A 23,229-nucleotide genomic window follows, 5' to 3' on the forward strand; every position below is an offset into this window, starting at 1 on the left:
CCGGCGGACCGGTCGGGTATCCGAGCGTCTGTCTGTTGAGGTGTCCCGGCGCTTGTGCGTCGGACCGGCGTCGGACCGGCGTCAGGCCGACGTCATACCGGTGTGCGGAGGGACGACCGGCCCGTCCGCCACGCTCCGAGGAGGCGGTCGGCGAGGGCGTCCTCCAGATGGGTGGTGGCGTCGACGCCGAAGGCCACATCGGCGTCCAGCTGCGGTTCCTCCTCCAGCAGCCCGGCGACGACATCCCGCCGGACGATCTGTTCGTGTACGGCGTCGGCCTCGACGTGCTCGTCGTAGAAGTGCTCGGCGGCGGCACCGGCCCCGGTCCGCCGCATGGCGCGGGCGAGCCGCCGGGAGCCGGGGGAGGAGGTGATCTCGACCGTCGCGAAATGCCCGACCAGGGCGCCGCGCAGGGCCCGGTGCAGCCCGAAGAGGGACATCACGTTCACCAGGGCGAGCGCCTCGGCACCGGCGGCGTCCACATAGCGGCCGTACGCCGGGTCGAGCCCCAGGTCGGTCATGAGGTCGGCGAAGAGACGCGCGTGCACCCGCTCGGCCCGGCCCCCGCCGAACTCGTCGAACTCCACCGCGGCCATCCCCGCCTTCGCCCGCCCCCACAGCCGGGGCAGCACCCAGGCGTGCGGGTCGGCCTCCTTCAGGTGGTACAGCGACCGCTGCGCCGCGTACTCACGCACCTGCCACAGCTCGCCCTCGTCCTGGAGAAAGCCCCCGACGCCGCCTCCGCCCCCGTCACCACCCGCCGGTTCCACGAGCAGCTCGTCCAGCGCCTCCCGGGCGCTCACGTGCCGGGTCGCCCGGTCGCGCAGGCTTTCGAGGAACGGCCACTCCAGGGCCGCCCGGCAGCGCAGCAGCTCCGGGTCCCATTCGAGGGCGGCGTCGGCCTCGGCGAAACCCCGGTAGTGCAGTTCGTAGCAGAGGTAGAGGGCGAGCTGAAGATCCTCCCCGAAGGGGTCGGCCCCGGCGATCTCCCGGCTGCCGGGCGGTGCCCCCGTCCCCCGCAGACACTCCCTCACCGCAGCCGAAACCCGGCCCCTGCTCTCCGGCAGCGCCGGTCCTGCCACCCGGGTCTTCATGCGCGCCGGGTACCCGAACCGCGCGGGTACTCACCTGCGCCGACCCGCCCGCGGCGCCGACGGGACTGAGACGGGCGGTGCTGACAGGGCCGGCGGGGCTCACAGCGCTAGCGGCACTCACGGCGCTAGCGGCGCTCATGACGCTCGCAGCGCACACGGCGCACACGGCGCACACGGCACTCATGGCGAAGGGGGCTCCCCGCGCACGGGAGCCCCCTTCCGCGGACGCGACCTCACATACCGTCGCGCCGCGGGGAACGCTGCGGGTCCTGGATGTGCTCCTGCGCCTTGCCCTTCATCTTCTTGGCCTCGCCGCGCGCCTGCTGCATCTTGCCCTCGGCCTGCTGCGTACGGTCGCCGGTGACCTTGCCGGTCATCTCCTTGGCCTTGCCCTTGATCTTGTCCATGCTGCCCTTGTCCTTGGCGGCCATGGTTACTCCTTGGTGAGGGGTGAAGTGCCTTGCCCGCCCAACGTACGGCGGACCGGTGACCCGCGCGCGCCGAACGATCACGCTCGGTGAGGGAGTCGGGGGCGGGGGCCGGTACTGACCCGACCGTCCACGCGGATCTCCTCGCGCGGGAACCGCCGTCCCCTCGACGAAGTCCGCTCAAGCATGGCGTCCTTCATCGTCTTCGCCCTGGTCCTCGCCCCGTTCCTGGCGCCGTTGGTCTTCGCGGCCGTCACCGTGAACCGCACCGTGCGCGCACACGACCGGCGGACGGGCGGCGAGCGCCGGCACCTGCCGGACACCGGTACGTGCGCCCTGGTGGCGGTCATCGGCGGCGTGACGGCGCTGGGCGCGTACGCGGGCGGCGTGCTGTCCGGCTTCTACCTCCTGGACCCGGAGCAGTTGTGCACGGCCTCCGGCGCCCCCGGGAGGTACGTGGTGACCCAACTGACCCTGCCGCTCAGCGTGCGGTGCGTCACGGAGGAGGGCACGGGAACCGAGCTGGTCCCCGGCTGGGTGAACCCGGTCGTCTTCACCGGCGCGACACTCTGCGCACTCGCCCTGGGGACGGCGATCACCCGAGCGTTGCGCGCCTCACGGGCTCGCCCGGAAACCTCCCGGCACCCCTCGGACACATCCCCGGCCTGATCCAGCACCCCCGGCCCCGCCCAGCCGCCTCCCTCCCCCTTCAAGAGGCAGCCCTCACTCCTCCCGAGGCCCCCCACTGGACCCCCGCACCATCAACTCCCCCCGCACCGTGGCGATCCCGCCCGGCGGCGGCTCCTCGCGGCCCATGGCGATCCGCCCGGCCCGGGCCCCCGCCTCCGACAGCGGCAGCCGTACGGTCGTCAGCGCGGGTACCGCGTCGATGCTGAACGGCAGGTCGTCGAACCCGGCGACGGAGACGTCGTCCGGAATCCGCAGCCCGGAGTCGCGGAGCGCCGCGCACGCCCCCAGCGCCACCGTGTCGTTGGCGGCGACCACGGCCGTCAGCGACGGATCCCGCCGCAGCAGCTCCAGCGTCGCCTCGTATCCGGAGAGCCGGTCATAGCGCCCGTACACCGTCCAGCGGGGGTCGTCCTCGATCCCGGCCTCCGCGAGCGCCGCGCGGTGGCCCTCCAGCCGGTGCCGCGTTGTCGTCCGCTCCTGGGGCCCGGCGATGTAGCCGAGCCGCCGGTGCCCGAGCCCGATCAGATGCTCGGTGAGCCGCTGCCCGCCGCCCCGGTTGTCGAAGGTGATCGCGATGGCCTCCGGCGTGGGCGGCCGTCCGCACAGCACCACCCGCGTCCCGGCCTCCGCGAGCTTCCGCAACTTGTTGCCGACGGCGGCCAGGTGCGCCGGGTCCTCGATGGCCCCACCGGTCAGCACGACGGCGGCGGCCCGCTGCCGCTGCAGCAGCGTGAGATACGTCAGCTCGCGCTCCGGGGAGCCGCCCGTGTTGCACACCACACCCAGCCGCTCCCCGCCAGCACGCCCGCCCGGCCCGCCGATCTCGGACTGGATGGCGGCGGCCATGATCCCGAAGAAGGGGTCGGCGATGTCGTTCACCAGGATGCCGACCAGGTCGGAGGTGGCGGCGGCGAGCGCGCTGGCGGGGCCGTTGAGGACGTAGTCCAGCTCGTCCACGGCCTTCAGCACCCGCTCGCGCGTGGACGCGGCCACCGGGTAGTTGCCGTTGAGCACCCGGGAGACGGTCGCGGGCGACACCTGCGCACGGGCCGCCACGTCCGCCAGGGTCACAGTCATCGTTGCTCGTCCTCCGGTGCGCGTGATGTTCGGGCTGTCGGGGAACCTTACGGCCGCGATCGCCGTTCGCCCCCTCGAACAACTCGACCCCCTCGCGGTCTTGTCCAGACCGCTGCTCAGAGGCTAGCTTCTCATCAGATAGAAAGCGCTTGCTGGGACGCTCACCTTTCGTCGGGCGTACGCGGCGCCGGACGCGTACGCAAAAACGAACGCACCCCGAACGCATACCAACGAAAGGAAACGGCCGTGATGCGCAAAACCGTACGGATCGCCATGAACGGCGTGACCGGGCGCATGGGCTACCGCCAGCACCTGGTCCGCTCGATCCTCGCCCTCCGCGAGCAGGGCGGTCTCGACCTCGGCGACGGCACCGTGCTGTGGCCGGAGCCGATCCTCGTCGGCCGCCGCGAGCACGCGCTGAAGGCGCTCGCCGAGCAGCACGGCCTGGACCCGGCGAACGTCTCCACGGATGTGGACGCCGTCCTCGCCGACCCGACCGTCGAGATCTACTTCGACGCGCAGGTCACCTCGGCCCGCGAGGAGGCGATCAAGAAGGCGATCGCGGCCGGCAAGCACATCTACACGGAGAAGCCGACGGCGACGGGCCTCGACGGCGCCCTGGAGCTGGCCCGGCTGGCGAACGCCGCCGGCATCAAGCACGGCGTCGTCCAGGACAAACTGTTCCTCCCCGGTCTCCTCAAGCTGAAGCGCCTCATCGACGGCGGCTTCTTCGGCCGCATCCTCTCCATCCGGGGCGAGTTCGGCTACTGGGTCTTCGAGGGCGACTGGCAGGAGGCCCAGCGCCCCTCATGGAACTACCGCGCGGAGGACGGCGGCGGCATCGTCGTCGACATGTTCCCGCACTGGGAGTACGTCCTGCACGAGCTGTTCGGCCGCGTGAAGTCCGTCCAGGCCCTCACCGCCACGCACATCCCGCAGCGCTGGGACGAGCAGGACAAGCCCTACGACGCCACGGCCGACGACGCCGCGTACGGCATCTTCGAGCTGGACGGCGGCGCGATCGCCCAGATCAACTCGTCCTGGGCCGTCCGCGTCAACCGCGACGAGCTGGTCGAGTTCCAGGTCGACGGCACCGAGGGCTCGGCGGTGGCGGGCCTGCGCAACTGCCGTGTCCAGCACCGCTCCGCCACCCCGAAGCCGGTCTGGAACCCCGACATCCCCGCCACCTACTCCTTCCGCGACCAGTGGCAGGAGGTGCCGGACAACGCCGAGTTCGACAACGGCTTCAAGGCACAGTGGGAGCTGTTCTTCAAGCACGTCTACGCCGACGCGCCCTACCACTGGGACCTGCTGGCCGGCGCCCGTGGCGTCCAGCTGGCCGAGCTGGGCCTGAAGTCCTCGGCCGAGGGTGTCCGTCTCGACGTACCGGAGATCTCGCTGTGACGAACGGGATCATCCAACTCCCTGGTGCCGACGGGCAGTTGCGGGCCTACACCCCGCGCACCGCGCCCCTGGCGGTGTCCCCGGGCACCGCCCTCACCTCCCGTACGGTCTTCTCGGCGGCGCACGTCGTCGCGGACCCCTTCGCGGACGTCTCCCCTGACTCGCCCGCCGCCGTTGACTGGGACGCCACCCTCGCCTTCCGCCGCCACCTGTGGTCGCACGGCCTGGGTGTCGCCGAGGCGATGGACACCGCGCAGCGCGGTATGGGCCTCGACTGGGCGGGCGCGGCGGAGCTGATCCGCCGCAGCGCGGCCGAGGCGAAGTCGGTCGGCGGCCTGATCGCCTGCGGCGTCGGCACCGACCAGCTCACCGACCCGGCCACGGCCTCCCTGGCGGAGATCCGTAAGGCGTACGAGGAGCAGCTGGCGCTCGTCGAGGAGTCGGGCGCCCAGGCGATCCTGATGGCCTCGCGCGCGCTGGCCGCCGCCGCGACCGGCCCCGAGGACTACCTGGAGATCTACGGCCACCTGCTCCGCCAGGCCGCCGAACCGGTCGTCCTGCACTGGCTCGGCCCCATGTTCGACCCGGCGCTGGACGGCTACTGGGGCTCCTCGGACCTCGACGCGGCCACGGAGACCTTCCTCGCCGTGATCGCCGCCCACCCGGACAAGGTCGACGGCATCAAGGTCTCCCTGCTGGACGCCCAGCGCGAGATCGACATCCGCCGCCGCCTCCCGCAGGGCGTCCGCTGCTACACGGGCGACGACTTCAACTACCCCGAGCTGATCGCGGGCGACGAGAAGGGCTTCAGCCACGCGCTGCTCGGCATCTTCGACCCGCTGGGGCCCCTGGCGGCGGAGGCGGTCCGCGTCCTGGACACGGGCGATGTGAAGGGCTTCCGGGACCTCCTCGACCCCACCGTCGAACTCTCCCGCCACCTCTTCCAGACCCCCACCCGCTTCTACAAGACGGGTGTCGTCTTCCTGGCGTGGCTGGCCGGCCACCAGTCGCACTTCACGATGGTCGGCGGCCTCCAGTCGGCCCGCTCCCTCCCGCACTTCGCCCGCGCCTACGAACTGGCCGACGGCCTGGGCCTGTTCCCGGACCCGGCGCTTGCGGAGACCCGGATGAAGAACCTGCTCTCCCTGTACGGAGTGGCCCAGTGAGCGCCATCGGAGATCTGTCCCGCTTCTCCATCAACCAGATGACGGTCAAGCAGCTGTCGATGACCGAACTGGTCGCCGGTTGCGTGGAGTTGGGCATCACGGGCGTCGGCCTGTGGCGCGAGCCGGTGGCGGCGCACGGCCTGGACGCCACCGCCAAGCTGGTCCGCGACGCGGGCCTCGCGGTCACGACCCTCTGCCGGGGCGGCTTCTTCACGGCGATCGACCCGACCGAGCGGGCGGCGGCCCTGGCCGACAACCGCAAGGCGATCGACGAGGCGGCGACCCTGGGCACGGACACGCTGGTCCTGGTCTCGGGCGGCCTCCCGGCGGGCTCGAAGGACCTGCACGGCGCGCGGGAGCGCATCGCGGACGCGCTGGCCGAACTGGGCCCCTACGCGGCGGCGAACGGCGTCCGTCTGGCCATCGAACCCCTCCACCCCATGTTCGCGTCGGACCGCTGCGTGGTGTCGACGCTCTCCCAGGCGCTGGACATCGCGGAACGCTTCCCGGCGGACCAGGTGGGCGTGACGGTCGACACGTACCACATCTGGTGGGACGACACGGCCCCGGCGGCGATCGCCCGCGCGGGCGCCACCGGCCGTATCCACACCTTCCAACTCGCCGACTGGATCACCCCGTTGCCCCAGGGAGTCCTGACCGGCCGTGGCCAGATCGGCGACGGCTCGATCGACATGCGCGAGTGGAAGTCCTACGTCGAGGTGGCGGGCTACACCGGCCCCATCGAGGTCGAGCTGTTCAACGACGACCTGTGGGCGGGTGACGGACGGGAGTTGCTGGAGCAGACGGCCCGGCGGTTCGTGGAGCACGCGGCGTGACATGGTCGCCGTCCGGTTCCCGGGGGCCTGCTGGTGTCCCGGGGACCGGCGGCGTCGCACGGGCAGGGAGGGGACCCGACGCCGGGGTCAGACCTGCCGCACCTCGACCTGCTTGCCGCAGAGCGGCTTGAGGTCGTCGAGGTCGGAGGTGAGGACGGTCACCGGGGGCTGTGCCGCCCGGGCGGTGGCGGCGACGATCGCGTCCAAGGCGTACTTGTGCCCTCCGGTCCTGCCGCTGTCCTTCATCCGCGCGAGAGCCTCTTTGGCGGTGTCCTTGGTGACCGGTTCCACCACGAGCCGGGAGAGGGCCCAGGCGAGGCGGGCGGTGTGTGCGCCTTGTGGGTCGGCTTCGACGATGGTCGCCGCGCTCGTGACCACCCGGACGTCCCGCTTACGGGCGACGGCGAGCCGAGCGGTCATCGTCCGGTCGCCGCGCAAATACAGGGACAGGGCTTCGCTGTCGAGAACCCAGGTGCCGCTCACGCCACCACCCGGTCGCCCTGGCCTCCGCCGAACATCTCGCGCTCGGCCGCGTCGATCTCCTCCTGGGTGAGCGGGCCGTGCATCTCCTCGTTCGCGGCGATGAGCTCGTCGAGCTGATCCCGCTCGATCTGCCGCTGGATCGCGGCCTCCACGTAGGCGGAGATGCCGCGCTTGCCGACGCGGGAACGGAGGGCCGCGATGGTGCCCTCGTGGACGGAGACCGAGACGGACTTGGTGGGACCCTCACCGGGCCCGTAGGCGTGCTCACTCACACACCCAATCTAGCAAAACTTCTATTAGAACGTTCTGTCGCAGACGCGGGAGAGCGCGGCCGTCACCGCAGGGGGATCACGACGGCCATGCTCACCACGAAGCCGAGGATTATGACCGCGTAGTGCCTGGCCTTCAGCTTCTCCACGGGGCGGCCCAGGCGGACCAGCTCCTCCTGGCGCTTGGACCAGCCGACGAAGGCGGCGTGGTTGATCGCGAAGTTGATCGCGACGGCGATGAACACCAGCAGGGCCATGCGGGGCTCCCCGTCCTCGTCCTCGGGCAGCCCCCGCAGGGCCGCGTAGGCCGCCACGGCCAGGACGAGCAGGACCGCCTCCCACTTGCCCCTGCGCGTACTGGGGAACAGGGACGCGAACACCATCGCCATGGCGACGCCGGCCACGGCGGCGGCGATCCACAGAGCGCCCAAGGTGTGCATCTCCTATCGATCTCTGACCCGATCTCTCACAGAAAGCGGGCCATGAGTGCCACGACCGCGGTGAAGGTGAGGAAGAAGACCACTTTCTGCCTGGTGGTCAGTCTCTCCCACGGTTGGCCCGAACGCGCCCGCTCCTGCTGGCGCTTGATGTGACCGGCGAAGGCGACCCGCATGAGCGCCAGGCCCAGCGCGGTGGCGGTGAACAGCGGCAGGGCTATGGGGTCCCCGTCGGCCTCCTCGGACGGAGCGCTCAGCCCCACGAAGACGGCCGCCCCCAGGACGGGCAGGACGGCCTTCCACCAGTCCTTCCTCGCGGGGACCAGCGACGCGATCGCCACGGCCAGGGCGACCCCGGCCACGGCGGCGGCGATCCACCACTCGGTACGGGAGAAATGAGAGGTGAGCATGGGCTCCTCGCCGATGACGATCAAGGCCGTCGCAGGCCGGGACGGACGTTGCGGGGCCAAGGTACCGCCGCCGGTCCGGCTGGATCACGGCCGTTCCGCCGCCGTCATCAGCCACGCGTCCACGGGTGCGTTGCCGACGCGTCTACCTCTCCCTGCCCACCGGCTCCCTCCGCATCGAGATCACCGACACGCGAGCCGAACCCCTGCCGCCGCGCCCTGGCACCGCGCCGGCTGTCGCTGGTCAAACGGCTCTCGACGCGGGAGCGCGGCTGATCAGAGCCAACGCTGGTCGTGGTTCAAGCTGCAGGGCCACATGATCACCTCGACTCCGTTGGCGGTGCTGGAGTTGGGGACGGCGAGGCAGTTGTCCTCGGCGTTGGCGTAGCTGCGCAGCCGGTTGATGCTGTCGCGCTTCCAGAGGTGCCACGGGGATTCGGTACAGGTGTACTGAGTGGGCTGGGTGCCGGCGGCAGTGCCGATGAGGCACTCATCGGTGGCCCGGTTGGCGAGCTGGTACCACTCGTCCCGCACGTGACGCAGCTCCCACTGCTGTTCGGTGTCGCCACTGCAGGTCCATTGGATCGGATGGGCGGTGCTGCTGCCACTGCCGTGGGGAATCGCCAGACACTTCCGGGAATGGTCGTTCTTCAGCTCCTCCCACCCCGCGGCCTGAGCCGGAGACGGGGACAGGAGCAGGACGGAACCGAGTGCGAGAACCACCGCGGCGATTCTTCGCGCTGCCTTCGGAGCACGGGACATGAGCATCTCCTGGGTCACTGGATCAAGGGGCGGGCGGAGAAAGGACGAGTCCGCTCGGGGTACGAGAATGACCAGAATGCGGGGCGAGGGCCGAAGTTGTCGTTATCGCTGAGTCCTGCGGCTGCTTGTCACTGCGTCCACTCCGGTACCGGCACGGTCTGTTGAGCGGCACGCGGCCTCCCCTGCCCGCGAGGTGTCCGATCAGGGCACGGCTCATGTGAGCGGGAGTGGACGTAGAGGCAAGACGTCTGTGGACCCTCCACCAACGACATCGCCGTCGCTCACGGCGCATGCTGCTTCCGTGCGCGGTGATCCACCCAACCGTGCTCCCTGTCCACGGAACTCATGGAGACGCGCCCATGCGAAGACTGCCGACGACCCCCCGAACGTCGATGACGGTGGCGATCTGCAGCCTGTTCGCGGTGCTGGCCGCGCCGACCGCGCACGCGGCTCCGTCCCCGGACCCCGCCACGACGGCCGGACCGGCCCGGGCGAGAGCGCTGGTCGCGTCGATAGGTGGCGACCGTACCGGCGGCACCTTCTACGACGGCGACGGGCGGCTCGTCGTCGCCGTCACGGACGAGGCCGCTGCGCGGACCGTCCGTGCCCAGGGCGGTACCGCCGAGGTCGTCGAGCACAGTACCGACGAGCTGAACTCCGTCCGCACCGCCCTCGACCGGCGGATCGCCGACACCGATCCGATCCCCAACACGGCCTGGGGCGTCGACCCGAGCACGAACCAGGTGACCGTGTCGGTCTTCGACGGTGTCTCCGCCGCCGACCGGAAGCGCCTCACCGACCTCGTCGCGGACTACGGCGACAAGGTGCGTGTCGAGGAGCTGCCCGGAGGGATCAAGGAGACCGCCTACGAGTCGCTCGGTGGCATCGGCATCGTGGCGCCGTACGGCCCCACTTACTGCATCCTCGGGTTCAACGTCCGTGACTCCTCCGGCAAGAAGTACTTCGTCACCGCCGGGCACTGCGCGAGCAGAGACGAGGAGGAGTTCTGGCACCGGGAGGCCGGCGGCATCTACTTCGGTGAGCGCACGGAATGGTGGGACTTCGGCGAGGTCGAGAAGGACTACGCCGTCATCGAGTACGTCAACGACGACGTCGCCGCCTACGGGGCGGTCCGGGCGGCCGGCGCCACGTACGAGATCACCGACTCCCGCTACCCCGATGACGGTGAGTCCGTCAAGCGCGCCGGCGCCGTCAGCAGCGACCTGGTGGGCCAGGTGATCAACCCGAGTGTGACCTTCACTTTCCCCAGCGGCAAGGTCATGAAGAACATGATCGAGACCTCGCACTGCGCCAAACCCGGAGACAGCGGCGGTCCCCTGTGGGCGGGAACCGACGCGCTCGGCATAGCCTCCGCGACCAACACTCCGAAGGACGCGTCCTGCAACAGCGCGCAGAGCCAGTACCGGACGTTCTTCCAGCCGGTGCACTGGGTGCTGGCCCGCTACGGGCTGAGCGCGTTCTAGCAGGAGTTGACGGAGAGGGCACGAGGGGTGGCACTTCGGCGACCAGGGGTGTATATGTCACGCATACTCTCCGTATGCCCGATGTCATGATCCGCGTGCCCGCCGAAGTCCGTGACCAGCTTGCCGCCGTGGCCGAGGCCCGGGGGGGACGAGCCTTCGTGCCCTCATGTAGGACATAGCGGCTCAGATGCTGACACCCGAGCAGATCAGGGAACGCGCCGATCGCACGCGCGCCCTGCTCGCCGACCGCTTCGGCCACCACGTGTCGGACGAGGAGTCCGCCGAGATGCGCCGCAAGATGCGGGAGGCCACGGCCGCTCACCGAGCCGCCCTCGCGGAGTCGGGGCCGGGGGCAGGGTCGGAGGCGTCCGGATGAGCCAGATCGAGCACTACGTCCTCGACGCTCCGACTCTCCTGGTCATGGGGGGCAACAAACAGGTGTCCGGCCTCATCCATGCCGTCGCGGCGAGCGACGACGTGCGCCTGTGGGCGCCCGTCTTCTGCCTTCTGGAGGCCGAGCACCACAGCGCGGGCATCGTCGACCACGTGGGTCTGCTGGTCGACGTCCTCCATCTCGTCGAAGACGACTCCGCGATGGCCGTGACCATCGCGGAGTTGGGCCGCGGGGGCGTCCCCCACAGCGTTTCGGCCGCCGTGCACGCGGCGAGGCCGAGCCACAAGGCCCCCGTGGGCGCGCTGGTCGCCACGGTGGAGCCCGCGCACTATGCGGGGCTCGGGGTCGGGGTCATGGACCTGAACCGCTGACGGAGGGGTGGACTCAGTGCCAAACGCCTTGTGGATGCATTGCTGACGACAGCCTGGTGAGTTACCCCGCATTCTGATCGGACAGGCGATCGTGATGGAGGGGAAACAATGCGCAAGCGCAGCATGGCGTTTGTCGGGGTATTGGCGGCGGTGGCTATTCCGCTTTCTGCTACGTCGGCCAACGCGGCAGGGTACGAGGGCAGTTGGGCCATCAAGAACGAGAACAGTCAGAAATGTCTCGCGATTCCGGGTGGTGCAGATGCGCCCTCCGGGGAATCGGCGATCCAGTACACCTGCGACAAGAGAGGTCCCAACGACTACGACCTCGATCAGTGGTGGTACTGGGAGCTGGTTCCGGGAGCGACGTCGACGTACACCCTGCAGAACTACGCCAGCGGGGAGTGTCTGGCCATCTCCGGAGGGAGTAGCAGCTCCCAGGGTGACGAGGCGATCCAGTGGTGGTGCGACAGCGGCGACACCGACCAGCAGTGGATCTACGACAGCACCTACCGGCTGCGCAACAAGGCGAGCGGGTTCTGCCTCGCGATCCCCGATGGCCAAACGGCGAACTCTGTCGCCGCCATTCAGTGGGAGTGCCGCAACGTGGCCACCAATCCGGAACAGCAGTGGCGCCAGGCCTCCTGATAACCACCGACCAGCGCGTGAGGTTCACGCGTAAGGTATAGGGATAGGAGGATGCGGGCGGTGAAATCGCTACCCGCATCCTCCTTATTTGGTTGGCTGTGGCTCTTTCGGCTCGCCCGCGGGCAATGCCTGTGCGCGGTAGTCCGTCGGCGACACCCCGTACGCCCCCCGGAACGCCCGCGTGAAGTCGGAGGCGCGGACCATGCCCCAGCGGGCGGCGATGGTGTGGATGGGCGTGGCGGCGAGGGCCGGGTCCGCCAGGTCGCGGCGGGCGCCGGCCAGCCGCTGGCTCCGGATCCACGCCGAGACCGTCTCCCCGGGGCTGTCCTCCTGGAACAGCCGGTGCAGATAGCTCAGCGAGATGTGAAGGGCCGCCGCGATCACCGGCGGCGTCAGCTCCGGGTCGTGCAGGTTCTGCCGGATGAACGCCCGTACACGCGTCGTAAGCGCCCGCTGCCGTGTCTCCGGCGGCAACGCGTCCTCCGCCTCCAGCACCTGGGCGAACCAGGCGGACAACAGGTCCACCAGGACGGTGCCCAGACGCGGCGCGTCGGACGGCTGGAGGGCGTCGGCCTGCTGCTCCAGACCGCTGAGGAACCCGGTCAGCAGCGCGCCCACCCCTTCCCTCGCCGCCAGTCGTCGCCCCAGTAACTGCTGGATGCGGGCCGGCGGCAGGGGCAGCAGCGCCTTGGGGAAGTCCAGGCCCACCCCCCAGATCACCTGACGGCCCAGCCCGGCCGGCGCGTGCACCTCGTACGGCCGTGACGTGTCACTCAGCCACAGATCGCTCGGGCCGTACGCCTCGGTCCGCCCCACATGCTCGAACCCCAGCCCACCGCCGAGCACCAGCGACAGGTGGTACATCTCCGGGTCGGACTGCCGCACCAGTTTCTCGGTACGGCGGAACCCGGTCACCAGATGGGCCGTCGGCCACACCATCACCGGCCCCAGCTCCATCAGCCGCTGCCGCGCCCAGAAGTCGTCGGCGAACTCGCTGCTCATCTCGCTGGGCGCGATCGCCTGATGCATCAACTCCCGCCAGAAGTCGAACCGGTGCTCCACGGGCACGTCGTCGCTCCGGAACACCGTTCCGATCATGTTGGGGTTCAGTCCCGAGCGGCGTACGGCACGAACTCGGCCCAGGCGGTGGGGGAGAGGGTGAGTTGGGGGCCGGTGGCGTTCTTGGAGTCGCGGATGTGGATGGTGAGGGCTATGGCTACTTCGACGCAGTCGCCGGAGCCGCCGCTGCTGTAGCTCGACTTGAACCAGGCCAGGTCGTTGGTGCTCATAGGTCCCCTCGCATCCGCCGCAACAGGCCCTTGGAGTCTGTGAGAGTGAGGGCCTGTGAGCGCATCCTGGCATACCGCATCTGAAGCATGCTGACCACTTTGCGGTCAGGGATGAACTGGGCGCTTTCCTGCCCCTCACAGTAGGCGAGGTGGCGGTTCTCGGGTGTCTCCAGCAACTGCATGGGGCCATCGAGACCGGAGTGGGTTTCCTGCCTCTGGGGCATGATCTGAATCTCGACATTCCGCAACTCGCCGAGTTCCAGTACGTGGTCGATGAGTTCCCTCGTGATCTCCACCCCGCCTGTGTGGCGGAGGAACAACCCCTCCTCCAGGATGAACCCGAACGCAGTGTTCGGTCGCTCCCTCAGCAACCGTTGTCGCTCTGACCGCGCTGCCCACTGGGCCTCGATCTGGTCATCGCCCAGCGGCGGCAGCTGGTTCTTGAACAGCGTTCGCGCGTACCCCTCGGTCTGCAACAACCCAGGAATCAGGCGGCACTCGTACGTGTAAAGCACGATCGCCCCCGCCTCCAACTTGGCCCATTTCCTGAACCAAGCCGCCAACCCGGGCTGGCGCCCCAGATGCTGAGCCGCCCGAATCAGCGCACCCGTGTTCCCAAGGGCCCGATCCACGCCCTCCACGAGCGCCGCGTCCGGCATCCGGCGCCCCAACTCCACCGAGGCCACCATGTGCTTGGAGTACCCGATGACATCGGCCAGCTCCTCACGGCCCAACCCCGCGTGCTCCCGGAGCGCCTGGACCATCGCCCCGAACGTCCGCAGACTGTCGGAGGCCTCCGGCTCCCCACCGCCACCCATCCCCATCGCCACCACGCCGCCGCTGTCGGCCACCATGGGCCACCTCCCGCGCACCCGCCCACCGAACCACACCGTCCAACGCCCATCGTCACAGCCCGTTACCAGTACCGTCCAGTGAGTAACCGCGTACGCTGCCTCGGCGTACGCGGTGCGGAGCTGGTGAACAGGGCTTCCCACAGGCCACATTGGGCGTCATGACCGCACCGCCCGCCGCGCGCCACACGCTGACGGCACCGACGTTCACGCAGCGCTTCAGCTCGACCCCGCTGGGCGCCCGCCTGGCCCGGCACCTGGCCCTGAACCAGCTGCACGCCTGGGGCATCCGGTACGGCTCGGACCCCTCCGACCGGGCGGCGGCGGTCGTGGCCGAGCTGGCCGCGAACGCGGTGACCCACGGCCGCGTCCCGGGCCGCGACTTCGAGCTGCGCCTCTCCCTGCCCACGGGTTCGCTCCGCATCGAGGTCACCGACACGCGAGCCGAACGCCTGCCGCCCGGCCCCGGCGCCGTACGGCAGGCGTGCCCGCTGGCGGAGAACGGACGCGGCCTGGCCCTCGTCGACGCGCTCTGCGACCGCTGGGAGGTCGTCGACCGCGACCCGCCGGGCAAGACGGTCCTCGTGGAGATCGATCTGCCCGGCTGGGCCTCGCTGATCAGACGGCTGCCGGAGCGTCGGCCGCGCAAGAGGCGCGGCTAGCCGCCCCGACCGGACTCACGGCCGCCAGGACTCCGGCAGTTCGGGGAACTCGTCGCCGAGCTTCCGGACGGCCTTCCTGCCGAGATCCGTGTGGTGCACCTCGTCGCCCCGGACGAACGTGTACACCCAGTTCGGGCGGACGTGGACCCCGGTCAGCCCGCTCGCGAAGTGACCCGGCAGCGTGGGGAAACGGTCGGTGAGCCGCCGGGTGGCACCCTCGGCCCAGTCGGTGTGGTGCACCTCGCCGCCCTTGACGAACCCATGGGCGCCGTTGGGCAGGACGTAGGCGGCGTCGACACCCCGCGTGAAACTGGTCGGTCATTGCTGGACCTCCTGGTGGGACGGGTCGGCGGGCTGCTCGGCGGGTTCGGGGCCGGTCAGCAGCCACTGCACGTCGGGCTCGCAGGGCAGCAGGACGAAGGGCGTGCCCGGGGCGACGGCGCCGTCGGTGCCCGCGCACCTGCCGGACGCCGGGTTGAAGAGGGTGCCGTCGTCGCGGGGCTGCCACTGCTGGCTCGGGCTGTCGTCACAGGAGTTGAGGACCACCGGGGCGCCGTCGCCGGGGGCGTCCTTCCCGGTGTCCATGCACCGGCCGGTCTTCTCGGCGGTGCCCTCGCGGAGGGTGCCGTCCTTCATCGGGGTCCACTGCTGGCCGGCGGCGCCGGAGGCACAGAGCTGACGCCGTACGGGGGCGGCCTCGCCGGACTGCCCGTGATCGACGCAGGTCGGGGCGGCGGTCTGCTGGAGCACGGCCTCGTTGACGAGGTACGACCACCTCTGCAGCGGCTTCAGCGCCGGATCATCGCCGCAGACCTGGATCGTCGGCCGCGCGCCAGTGGTGAGACACGCCTTGGAGGCGAGGTTGAGGACGGTCCCGTCCTTCTGGAGCCGCCACTGCTGGCCGGGGCTCTTGTCACAGGGGTTCAGGACGACGGGGGTGCCGGGGTCCGGGGCGCCCTTCTCGGTGTCCAGGCACCGGTTGGCGTCGTGGTCGGCGGTGCCCTCGCGGAGGGTGCCGTCCTTCATCGGGGTCCACTGCTGGCGGGCGCTGCCGGGCCGGCACTCCCATGTGGCGGGGGAGGCTCCCGCGCCGGCGAGGCCGTGGTCCAGACAGCCGGGGTTGTCGCTCGGCAGGTCGAGCGTGCCCTTCATGGCGAACCAGCTACCGGTGTCCGGGGTGCAGGGCAGCAGGACGAAGGGTGCTCCCACGGAGGGGCCGCCGTCGGTGCCGGCGCACTTGTCCGTGGCCGGGTTGTGGACCGACCCGTCGGCGCGGAGCCACCACTGCTGGCTCGGGCCGCCGTCGCAGGCGTCGAGGACGATGGGATTGCCGTCGTCGGTGCCGCCCTTGAGGTTGGTCAGACACCGGCCGGTCTTCCCTGCGGTGCCCTCGCGGAGGGTGCCGTCGCCGGCACGGGTCCACTGCTGGCCGGCGTCGCCGGGGATACAGAGCGCGCGTTGCACGGGGGCGCCGTGTCCGGTCCGGCGGTGGTCGGCGCACGTCGGGATCTCGGTCTGCTCGATCACCCCGTCGTCGGCGTCATGGCCCCAGCTCTGGAGCACACCGCCGTCGCAGGTCCGGATCACCGGCTGGGCGGCGTTGGCGAGGCACTTGTCGGAGGCGGGGTTGTGGACACTGCCGTCGTCGCGGAACTGCCACTGCTGGCTCGTGCCGCCGTCGCAGGTGTCGAGGACGATGGGGTTGCCGTCGTCGGTGCCGCCCTTGAGGTTGGTCAGACACCGGCCGTTCTTGTCGTCGGTCCCTTCCCGGACGGTGTCGTCCGTCACCGTCCACCGCTGGTCGGCGCTGCCGGGCGCACAGGCCCACGCCCGGACGTCGGCGCCCTCACCGGAGCGGCCGTGGTCGAGGCAGGCGGCGCCGTCGTCGGGCAGTTCGAGCGCGCCGGTGACGGGCGGGGAGGGGGAGGGGCCGTGCACCCCGGCGACGGTGAACGACTGGGTGTCCTTGCCGGCGCAGGTGCGCAGGGTCAGCCCGCCGCCCGGGGCGCTCGACGGCCTGTCGTCCAGGCACTTGCCGGTGGCCGGGTTGTACATCTCACCGTTCGCGCGGTCCACCCAGATCTGGTCGTCACCGCCGTCGCAGGTGTCGAGGACGACCGGGTTGCCGTCGTCGGTGCCGCCCTTGAGGTTGGTCAGACACGTGCCGTCGAGGGACACGGAACCGTCCGCCCCCATCGACCAGTACTGGGTGTCGGTGAGCGGATCGCACTCGGCGGGCCGCACCGGGGTGCCGGGGACGATGTCCCCGCCCTCCTTCACAGCCGCCTGAAGACAGGTGCCGGGGGCGTCGCGCCGGGAGATCTGCCCGATGGCGGAGTCCGCGGCACCGGGCGCCGGGGTGGGATCCTTCCCGACCGGGGCGCGATCCTCCCCGGCCAGGGCGCGATCCTCCCCGACCAGGCTGGTTCCGAACTGGACCGCGAGATGGTCGGAGAAGTGGCCGACCGTCCGGGCCCGCAGCCCCCCGTTCAGGACGTTGGTGGCCATGTAGTCGAGCATCTTCCCGCTCGCCGGGCGCGTGATCTGCTCGTTGCCCCGGTCGTCCTCCGGGAGGATCAGGCCGACGTCGTCGGGAAGGGTCCAGTCGCCCGAGCGTGTCAGGAACCCGCTGCTGGGGTCGAGCATGTCCCGGTTGAAGTCGGCGAGGATCGCCCACGAGTCGATACGCCTCATCCTGAGGCTGATCTGCCAGATCATGTTCCGGGCGTCGTTGTGCTGGCTCGACGAAGCCCCGGCTCCGGCATGCCAGGTCCACCAGGCGGAGCCGTCGGGCAGTTGGATCCCGAAGGCCGGTCGCGCACTGGGGTTCGGGTTTCTCCGGCCGCTCCACGGCTGCGGCGCCATCCCGTAGAAGGCGGTCGCCTTCTGCGCCGACACGATCGCCAGGCTGTTGCGGACGGTGCGCATTTTCAGGTGGTAGAGGTAGAGCGGTCTGGGGTCCCACGACGCCCTGGGCCACGTGTACTCCAGGACCTGCCACCGCCCGAACTCGAAAGGGACCCGAACGGTCCGCCTCGCCGTCGGAGGGCGGGCACCGCTCTCCTGTACGGCGATCACGTCGAAATTGCGGGACATGCGGCGGACCGTGTCCCAGTTGGCGCCGTTCGAGTTCCAGGTCAGCGCGTGATGATCGCCCACGGCGGCACTCGCCGGCCGCGCGGGCAGCACGAGCACCGTGACCGTCGCGGTGATCAGCACCGCCAGGGCGGTGACGCTCCTCAGCCATCTCGCCACCCAACTCGTGGGTGGCGCATGACCTGTCGGCGATTTCGGCACAGAGACCTCCCGCTGATGGGAAACACGTACGTGGAGTGCGGATACGGGGCATCCAGGACGGTCGGCGGTGCGACGGCGTGGCGGTCCGGCTCCGACGGCTCGACCCTAGGGAAGGCGCCCAGCCGGAACCTGGATCGCTTCTGGACCGTCAGAACCGTCTCGTCCGGTTCGAGACGACAGCCGCCGACCTGCGAGAACGCACTGTTCCGGATCGCGGTGCCGGCTCCCCGGGCGGCAACCCGTTGCCGGTTGTGCGGCAGCCGGTGGAAGCCGGGCGCTGGGAACGGCAGTCGGCCGGCGGCACCTGGCTAGAAAGGTCCAAGGGCCGCTGCGACACGCTGCCTGACCGGGCATCATTTGGCGTTTCAAGGTTGTCGGGGCGACCCCAAGGGAGGTCGAGGTCTTTCTGGCGCTGGCCTCGCTGCGGGAGCCGGGGTTCACCGAGAAGTTCCGCGCGGATGTCACCTCGGGTGACCCGTACCGGGTCCGGGGCGGGCTGGAGCGGCTGGACACCATGTCCGAGGCCCTCCGGAAGGACGTCTCCAAGGGGCCCCAGGACCCGGGCACGGGCTCCGGCACGCTCTCCATGGCGGCCGACGGCGCCATTGTGGCCACCCTGACGACCGGCATCGCCATTTACATCGTCATGCAGGCGGAGTTCGAGGAAGGCAAGAGTGATCTGACGACCGAAAAGGCCGTAGTGATCGTGACCAAGCTGCTGGCCGGTAAGTAGGTCTTCGAAAGGGCGCTCCGCCAGGTGAGGCGGAGCCGCCCCTTCGTATGGGTGAAAGACATGGCCCTGCCGAGTTCGGCCGTCACGTCGCCGGGAGGGGCCGCATCGCCTCAGTACGTCAGCCAGGTGTGGCCCCGGGGCTGGTCGAACGGTGCTTACCAGGTCTCCGGGCCAGCCGCCCGCATCGTGCCCCTGCCGTGCGTTGCCGGTCGATTGCCGGTTTCCTCACTCCGCCCTGCCGGTCGCGATGCGCCGCCGCATGCAATGAGCGGAGTTTCCGCAGGTGAGGAGCTATGGGCGGACAGGCCGACCGGATACAGATCGACTCCAGCCCTTTCTGCGGGGCCGCTTCCTAGGCTCGGAGTCAGAAAGCGGCCGACCGACGGGGCTTCGCGTGAAGCCCGGAAGAGATCGGCCCGACTCCCACTCCACTCACATTCACAGGAGAGCCATGCGTATCCGCACTGTCCTGCCCACCGCCCTTCTGGCCGTCTCCGGTCTCCTCGCCGGGGCGGGAACCACCTTCGCCGCCGGCACCGGTGAGGAGCCCTCGGAGGGCGGCGGTTACCCGGCCTACCAGTGCTTCGAGACCGTGGGCGGCGAGTATTGCAGTGACATGGAGGTCAACAACGATGCGGAAGGGGCCGAGTGGATCTGGTCCTGTCCGTCGGACGTCCTGAAGGGCGTCACCAGCAAGCCATACCTTCGCGACCCCCGTCCGGAGGATGCCCTCAGCTGCTCCGGTGAAGCGTCTCCGGAGATTGATTACCCGGCGTTCCAGTGCCTCAAGACCCTGGACCGCGTCGAGTACTGCAGTGACAAGAAGGTCAAGAACCATGACCTAGGGAACGCGTGGATCAAGACCTGTCCGCCCGACGTCCTGAAGGACAAGGACAAGGTGTACCTCCTCAACAACCGCCCGGGGGACGCCCGCCACTGCTGATACACAAGATCACGAAGGGGCCGCATCCTGATGCGGCCCCTTCGTCATGCCCGGATCACGACCGGGTCGGCACCGACGACGGTTCCGCGGGCGGCAATCTTTTGCCGGTTGTACGGCGATCGGCGGAATTCGCCTGCCAACAGGCACCCAAGTACCGCTCGTTCTGCGCTGACGCACGCAACGGAATTTCGCTTACATCGAGTCGCCCGGTCCGCTGGTCAACTGCCGCAGTGCGGTATGCGTGTTCCGGTTACCGGCAAGGAATTGCCGGTGCGGTTGCCTGTGTGCGGGCCGGTGGGTGTGTTTTTGCAGGTCAGGAGGGTGGTGGATGGGTCAAGAATCAGTCCAGCTTTCTGTTGCCCCGCTTTTTCTAGAGTCGAGGAGCGGAGACGCCGCAGCCGATGGATGCGGGCTCCGTGTCGTGTGGAAGTCGATTCGAGAAGAGACGAGGAAATCATGCGCATGAATCAGGGACGTCTGGTTGTGGGGGCGCGTGCGGTGGCGCTCGCGGTGGCTGTGGGCGTGGCGGCGTCGACGGGTACGGCGGGGATGTCGTGGGCGTCGACGCAGTCGCAGCAGGCGGATCAGTCGAAGCAGGCGGACAAGCGGTCGTCGGAGTACTCGACGGCGGACATCCTCCTGGGGTTCATGGGTCGGGGGGTGGTGGCCAAGGAGCATCCGGAGCTGGCCCTCGTACGGGGGAAGGTCGTCGGGGCGACCCCCGAAGAGGTGGACCTCTTCCTGAAGTTGGCCGCAGAGCTGGAGCCGGAGTTCACCGACAAGCTCCGCGCGGATCTCACCTCGGGTAACCCTTACCGGGTCCGTTACGGGCTGGAGCGGGTGGACACCATGTCCGTGGTCACTCACCAGGCAGTCGCCGACGGGGCCATGGACCCGGGCTCCGGCTCCGGCTGGTTCATCGTCGGCAACAATGCCGGCGACCCGGGCGACGGTGAAGGTGTCCTGGTCGTCCTGGAAAAGGTCCTCATCGCGCAAGAGGTGAAGTTCGTGTTCTCGGAGGGCTTCGAGAAGGGCAAGAGCGGTCTGACTACCGAGAAGGCCGTCGCGATCGTGACCAAGGCGCTGGCCGGCAAGTAGATCTTCGAATGGGTGGCTCCGCCGTACGCGGCGGAGCCACCCATGGGGGTGGAGAAACATGTCTCGTATAGGTTTCTTCGGCGGAGCCGCTCTCTGGGCAACGGTCGGTGTGACGTCGCTGCTGGTGGCCCTGCCGAGTTCGGCGGTGACCACGCCGGAAGTCGTCGCATCGCGTCAGTACGTCAGACAGGTGTGGCCCCAGGGCTGGTCGTTCTTCACCAAGAGCCCCCGGAGCCCTACGAACGGTGCTTACCGGATTTCTTCCGACGGGCCGCCACGGAGCCTGCTCATCGGGCCCAACGCCACTCCGTCCAACGTGTTCGGGGCCAGCAGGAGAGTGCGGGCCCAGGGCCCCGAACTGGCAACCCTGATGAGTACCACGCCGGAGCGGGCCTGGAAGAAATGTGACGGGTACACGGTCTCCGACTGCGGCGTCGGCGAATTCCGCAAGGCTCCGAAAGTCCGCAACGACTCTCCGATCCCGACGCTGTGCGGAAAGACCGTGCTCACCCTTGAGGAACCGGTTCCCTGGGCCTGGCGAGAACTGACGGAAAGCCAGTTCCGGATCACGAAGGCGGCGGAGGTGGACATCCAGTGCTGAGACTCAGGATCCCGGCGGTGCCCGAAGCCGCCGAACGGTTCGACCCGCGCACCAATGTGTACGGGCTGATGCGCACGCTGATCGCCGTGGGCATGTTCGCCACCCTGTTCCTCACCCCGGCCGCGGCCCTGTTCCATCCCGTCATCGGCATGAAGGACGCCCCGTACTGCGACGGGCTGTCCGCGATCTCGGGATTCTGTGTCGGCGGGGACGCGCTGAGTCCGGAGGTGCGCCGCTATCTGCTGGCGGCCGTTCTGATCCCGGTGATGATCGGCTGGCGGCCGAGGTGGTGGGTGATACCGCACTGGTGGGTCGCGTTCAGCATCGCCTCCTCGCTCAGTCTGCCCGACGGCGGGGACACGGTGGCCCTGATCCTCACGCTGTCCATTGTTCCGTTCGGGATGGTGGACGACAGAAAGTGGCACTGGAGCACCGAGGGTGGCGCGAAGCAGCTCGGCGGTTCCGCCGCGGCCTTCTGCTACGTCACTCACTGGGCCATTCGGATCCAGGTCGCCGGAATCTATTTCCAGTCGTCCGTGGCGAAGTTCGGTGTGGCGGAGTGGGCGGACGGTACCGCGCTCGCCTATTGGCTCAACGATCCTTTCTTCGGTTTCCTGCCGTTCTGGGAGCCCGTCATGCAGCCCTTGTTGGAGAACGCCTACACGGTCACCGCGCTCACTTGGGGAGTCCTCGTCATGGAACTCGCCCTGGCGTTCTCCCTCTTCTGGAAGGCCGAGGTACGCCGGAAGACGCTCTGGCTGGGGATCGCCCTGCACGCGGGGATAGCGCTCTTCATGGGCCTGTTCAGTTTCGCTTTCATCATGTTCGGCGCCCTGGTCATCGCCTACCAGGTTCCGACCACGAACCTCGCCCTTCCCCGGTTCGCGGCGCGCCGAGTGCGACGAGTACGCCGAGCGCGGCGCGCGGCCGGTGAAGACGACGCGTGCGACGCGTCGGTGCGGGACACGGCCCTCGTTCCCGGCTGAGCGAGGCGAGGAGCGGAGTCGCCGCGGCAGCCGATGGCCGCGAACTCCGTGTCGTTCGGAAGTCCTATGAGAGAAGAAGAGATGAGGAATCATGCGTAAGAGCCGAGGTCGTCTGGTTGTGGGGGCGCGTGCGGTGGCGCTCGCGATGGCTGTGGGCGTGGCGGCGTCGACGGGTACGGCGGGGATGTCGTGGGCGTCGACGCAGTCGCAGCAGGCGGATCAGTCGAAGCAGGCGGACAAGCGGTCGTCGGAGTACTCGACGGCGGACATCCTCCTGGGGTTCATGGGTCGGGGGGTGGTGGCCAAGGAGCATCCGGAGCTGGCCCTCGTGCGGGGAAAGGTCGTCGGGGCGACCCCCGAAGAGGTGGACCTCTTCCTGAAGTTGGCCTCGGAGCTGGAGCCGGAGCTCACCGACAAGCTCCGCGCGGATCTCACCTCGGGTAACCCTTACCGGGTCCGTTACGCGCTGGAGCGGTTGGACACCATGTCCGTGGTCACCCACCAGGCAGTCGCCGACGGGGCCGTGGACCCGGGCTCCGGCTCCGGCTGGTTCATCGTCGGCAACAATGCCGGCGACCCGGGCGACGGCGAAGGTCTCCTGGTCGTCCTGGACAAGGTCCTCGCCGCGCAAGAGGTGAAGTTCGTGTTCTCGGCGGACTTCGAGCGGGGCAGGAGCGGTCTGACGACCGATAAGGCCGTCGCGATCGTGACCCTGGTGCTGGCCGGCTGGTAGATCTTCGAATGGGTGGCTCCGTCGCGTGCGGCGGAGCCACCCTGCGTGCTGACGCGGTTCGGCTGTACAAGTCGCCTGCATAGGAAATG

Annotated in this window: 28 protein-coding genes; 15 read left to right on the plus strand and 13 right to left on the minus strand. The window is 69.6% G+C overall.

Going from position 1 to position 23,229, the window contains the following annotated elements; translation table 11 throughout:
• Positions 1–92: 92 nt before the first annotated feature.
• On the minus strand, positions 93–1,094 hold the full coding sequence (locus tag ABT147_RS36685) for an iron-containing redox enzyme family protein (protein WP_351414492.1): 1,002 nt from the start codon (positions 1,092–1,094) through the stop codon (positions 93–95).
• Between the two features lie 233 nt (positions 1,095–1,327).
• The gene (locus ABT147_RS36690) at positions 1,328–1,525 is read right to left on the minus strand and encodes a CsbD family protein (protein ID WP_351414494.1); all 198 of its coding nucleotides are present in this window, start codon (positions 1,523–1,525) and stop codon (positions 1,328–1,330) included.
• Positions 1,526–1,708: 183 nt separating this feature from the next.
• Between ABT147_RS36690 and ABT147_RS36695 the strand changes: the two genes are divergently transcribed.
• The gene (locus ABT147_RS36695) at positions 1,709–2,191 is read left to right on the plus strand and encodes a hypothetical protein (RefSeq protein ID WP_351414496.1); all 483 of its coding nucleotides are present in this window, start codon (positions 1,709–1,711) and stop codon (positions 2,189–2,191) included.
• Positions 2,192–2,245: 54 nt separating this feature from the next.
• On the opposite strand, the gene ABT147_RS36700 is transcribed toward ABT147_RS36695, so the two are convergent.
• A complete protein-coding gene (locus tag ABT147_RS36700; protein ID WP_351414498.1) occupies positions 2,246–3,289 on the minus strand; it encodes a LacI family DNA-binding transcriptional regulator in 1,044 nt (347 codons plus the stop codon).
• A 246-nt stretch (positions 3,290–3,535) separates the two neighbouring features.
• On the opposite strand from ABT147_RS36700, the gene ABT147_RS36705 reads away from it, so the two are divergent.
• The 3 genes from ABT147_RS36705 to ABT147_RS36715 are packed head-to-tail and all read left to right on the plus strand — an operon-like array spanning position 3,536 to position 6,695.
• Complete coding sequence (locus ABT147_RS36705; protein ID WP_351414500.1) at positions 3,536–4,693, plus strand: Gfo/Idh/MocA family protein; 1,158 nt, start codon at positions 3,536–3,538, stop codon at positions 4,691–4,693.
• Positions 4,690–5,859, plus strand: a complete 1,170-nt coding sequence (locus ABT147_RS36710) for a dihydrodipicolinate synthase family protein (RefSeq protein WP_351414502.1) — start codon at positions 4,690–4,692, stop codon at positions 5,857–5,859. Before ABT147_RS36705 ends, ABT147_RS36710 begins: the two co-directional genes overlap by 4 nt.
• Positions 5,860–5,897: 38 nt before the next feature.
• Complete coding sequence (locus ABT147_RS36715; RefSeq protein ID WP_351414590.1) at positions 5,898–6,695, plus strand: sugar phosphate isomerase/epimerase family protein; 798 nt, start codon at positions 5,898–5,900, stop codon at positions 6,693–6,695.
• Positions 6,696–6,782: 87 nt separating this feature from the next.
• Here the strand turns inward: ABT147_RS36715 and ABT147_RS36720 are convergent, their stop codons facing one another.
• From ABT147_RS36720 to ABT147_RS36740, 5 genes are all read right to left on the minus strand, one after another.
• Positions 6,783–7,178: a DNA-binding protein gene (locus ABT147_RS36720; protein ID WP_351414504.1), complete on the minus strand. Its 396-nt coding sequence runs from the start codon at positions 7,176–7,178 to the stop codon at positions 6,783–6,785.
• Positions 7,175–7,450: a hypothetical protein gene (locus ABT147_RS36725; protein WP_351414506.1), complete on the minus strand. Its 276-nt coding sequence runs from the start codon at positions 7,448–7,450 to the stop codon at positions 7,175–7,177. The genes ABT147_RS36720 and ABT147_RS36725 overlap by 4 nt, the downstream gene beginning before the upstream one ends.
• 62 nt (positions 7,451–7,512) lie before the next feature.
• Positions 7,513–7,878, minus strand: coding sequence for a hypothetical protein (locus ABT147_RS36730; RefSeq protein WP_351414508.1), 366 nt, complete (start codon positions 7,876–7,878; stop codon positions 7,513–7,515).
• 35 nt (positions 7,879–7,913) lie between these two features.
• Positions 7,914–8,294, minus strand: coding sequence for a hypothetical protein (locus ABT147_RS36735; RefSeq protein WP_351414510.1), 381 nt, complete (start codon positions 8,292–8,294; stop codon positions 7,914–7,916).
• Positions 8,295–8,567: 273 nt separating this feature from the next.
• Positions 8,568–9,014: an RICIN domain-containing protein gene (locus ABT147_RS36740; RefSeq protein ID WP_351414512.1), complete on the minus strand. Its 447-nt coding sequence runs from the start codon at positions 9,012–9,014 to the stop codon at positions 8,568–8,570.
• A 398-nt stretch (positions 9,015–9,412) separates the two neighbouring features.
• Here ABT147_RS36740 and ABT147_RS36745 point away from each other — a divergent pair, with 398 nt between their 5' ends.
• The 4 genes from ABT147_RS36745 (at position 9,413) to ABT147_RS36760 (ending at position 11,947) form a co-directional block, all read left to right on the plus strand.
• The gene (locus ABT147_RS36745; protein ID WP_351414514.1) at positions 9,413–10,537 is read left to right on the plus strand and encodes a S1 family peptidase; all 1,125 of its coding nucleotides are present in this window, start codon (positions 9,413–9,415) and stop codon (positions 10,535–10,537) included.
• 187 nt (positions 10,538–10,724) lie between these two features.
• Complete coding sequence (locus ABT147_RS36750; protein WP_351414516.1) at positions 10,725–10,913, plus strand: hypothetical protein; 189 nt, start codon at positions 10,725–10,727, stop codon at positions 10,911–10,913.
• Positions 10,910–11,302 (plus strand): PIN domain-containing protein, encoded by a 393-nt coding sequence (locus ABT147_RS36755; protein ID WP_351414518.1) that lies wholly within the window; start codon positions 10,910–10,912, stop codon positions 11,300–11,302. The genes ABT147_RS36750 and ABT147_RS36755 overlap by 4 nt, the downstream gene beginning before the upstream one ends.
• Positions 11,303–11,410: 108 nt before the next feature.
• Positions 11,411–11,947, plus strand: coding sequence for an RICIN domain-containing protein (locus ABT147_RS36760; RefSeq protein WP_351414520.1), 537 nt, complete (start codon positions 11,411–11,413; stop codon positions 11,945–11,947).
• An 84-nt stretch (positions 11,948–12,031) separates the two neighbouring features.
• Here the strand turns inward: ABT147_RS36760 and ABT147_RS36765 are convergent, their stop codons facing one another.
• Genes ABT147_RS36765 through ABT147_RS36775 form a run of 3 tightly spaced genes read right to left on the minus strand, consistent with a single transcriptional unit; the run spans position 12,032 to position 14,090 of the window.
• Complete coding sequence (locus ABT147_RS36765) at positions 12,032–13,045, minus strand: helix-turn-helix domain-containing protein (protein ID WP_351414522.1); 1,014 nt, start codon at positions 13,043–13,045, stop codon at positions 12,032–12,034.
• Between the two features lie 8 nt (positions 13,046–13,053).
• A complete protein-coding gene (locus ABT147_RS36770) occupies positions 13,054–13,236 on the minus strand; it encodes a DUF397 domain-containing protein (protein WP_351414524.1) in 183 nt (60 codons plus the stop codon).
• Positions 13,233–14,090: a helix-turn-helix domain-containing protein gene (locus ABT147_RS36775; protein WP_351414526.1), complete on the minus strand. Its 858-nt coding sequence runs from the start codon at positions 14,088–14,090 to the stop codon at positions 13,233–13,235. Before ABT147_RS36775 ends, ABT147_RS36770 begins: the two co-directional genes overlap by 4 nt.
• A 158-nt stretch (positions 14,091–14,248) precedes the next feature.
• Between ABT147_RS36775 and ABT147_RS36780 the strand changes: the two genes are divergently transcribed.
• Entirely contained in the window at positions 14,249–14,749 is a 501-nt protein-coding gene (locus ABT147_RS36780; RefSeq protein ID WP_351414528.1) for an ATP-binding protein, read from the plus strand.
• Between the two features lie 15 nt (positions 14,750–14,764).
• Here ABT147_RS36780 and ABT147_RS36785 read toward each other — a convergent pair whose 3' ends face one another.
• Positions 14,765–14,989, minus strand: a complete 225-nt coding sequence (locus tag ABT147_RS36785) for a hypothetical protein (protein ID WP_351414530.1) — start codon at positions 14,987–14,989, stop codon at positions 14,765–14,767.
• Between the two features lie 78 nt (positions 14,990–15,067).
• Positions 15,068–18,004: a ricin-type beta-trefoil lectin domain protein gene (locus ABT147_RS36790; protein ID WP_351414532.1), complete on the minus strand. Its 2,937-nt coding sequence runs from the start codon at positions 18,002–18,004 to the stop codon at positions 15,068–15,070.
• Positions 18,005–18,452: 448 nt separating this feature from the next.
• Between ABT147_RS36790 and ABT147_RS36795 the strand changes: the two genes are divergently transcribed.
• The 6 genes from ABT147_RS36795 (at position 18,453) to ABT147_RS36820 (ending at position 23,140) form a co-directional block, all read left to right on the plus strand.
• Positions 18,453–18,779, plus strand: coding sequence for a sporulation delaying protein family toxin (locus tag ABT147_RS36795; protein ID WP_502983218.1), 327 nt, complete (start codon positions 18,453–18,455; stop codon positions 18,777–18,779).
• A gap of 451 nt (positions 18,780–19,230) precedes the next feature.
• Positions 19,231–19,722 carry a hypothetical protein gene (locus ABT147_RS36800; protein WP_351414536.1) on the plus strand — a complete coding sequence of 164 codons (492 nt, stop codon included), beginning with the start codon at positions 19,231–19,233 and terminating at the stop codon, positions 19,720–19,722.
• 462 nt (positions 19,723–20,184) lie between these two features.
• Positions 20,185–20,820 carry a sporulation delaying protein family toxin gene (locus ABT147_RS36805; RefSeq protein ID WP_351414538.1) on the plus strand — a complete coding sequence of 212 codons (636 nt, stop codon included), beginning with the start codon at positions 20,185–20,187 and terminating at the stop codon, positions 20,818–20,820.
• Positions 20,821–20,929: 109 nt separating this feature from the next.
• The gene (locus ABT147_RS36810) at positions 20,930–21,421 is read left to right on the plus strand and encodes an SdpA family antimicrobial peptide system protein (RefSeq protein WP_351414540.1); all 492 of its coding nucleotides are present in this window, start codon (positions 20,930–20,932) and stop codon (positions 21,419–21,421) included.
• Positions 21,415–22,407: a sporulation-delaying protein SdpB family protein gene (locus ABT147_RS36815; RefSeq protein WP_351414542.1), complete on the plus strand. Its 993-nt coding sequence runs from the start codon at positions 21,415–21,417 to the stop codon at positions 22,405–22,407. Before ABT147_RS36810 ends, ABT147_RS36815 begins: the two co-directional genes overlap by 7 nt.
• A 91-nt stretch (positions 22,408–22,498) precedes the next feature.
• Positions 22,499–23,140, plus strand: coding sequence for a sporulation delaying protein family toxin (locus tag ABT147_RS36820; protein ID WP_351414544.1), 642 nt, complete (start codon positions 22,499–22,501; stop codon positions 23,138–23,140).
• Positions 23,141–23,229: the final 89 nt, after the last annotated feature.

It is taken from the genome of Streptomyces sp. NPDC001868 (assembly GCF_040297125.1).
Taxonomy (GTDB): domain Bacteria; phylum Actinomycetota; class Actinomycetes; order Streptomycetales; family Streptomycetaceae; genus Streptomyces.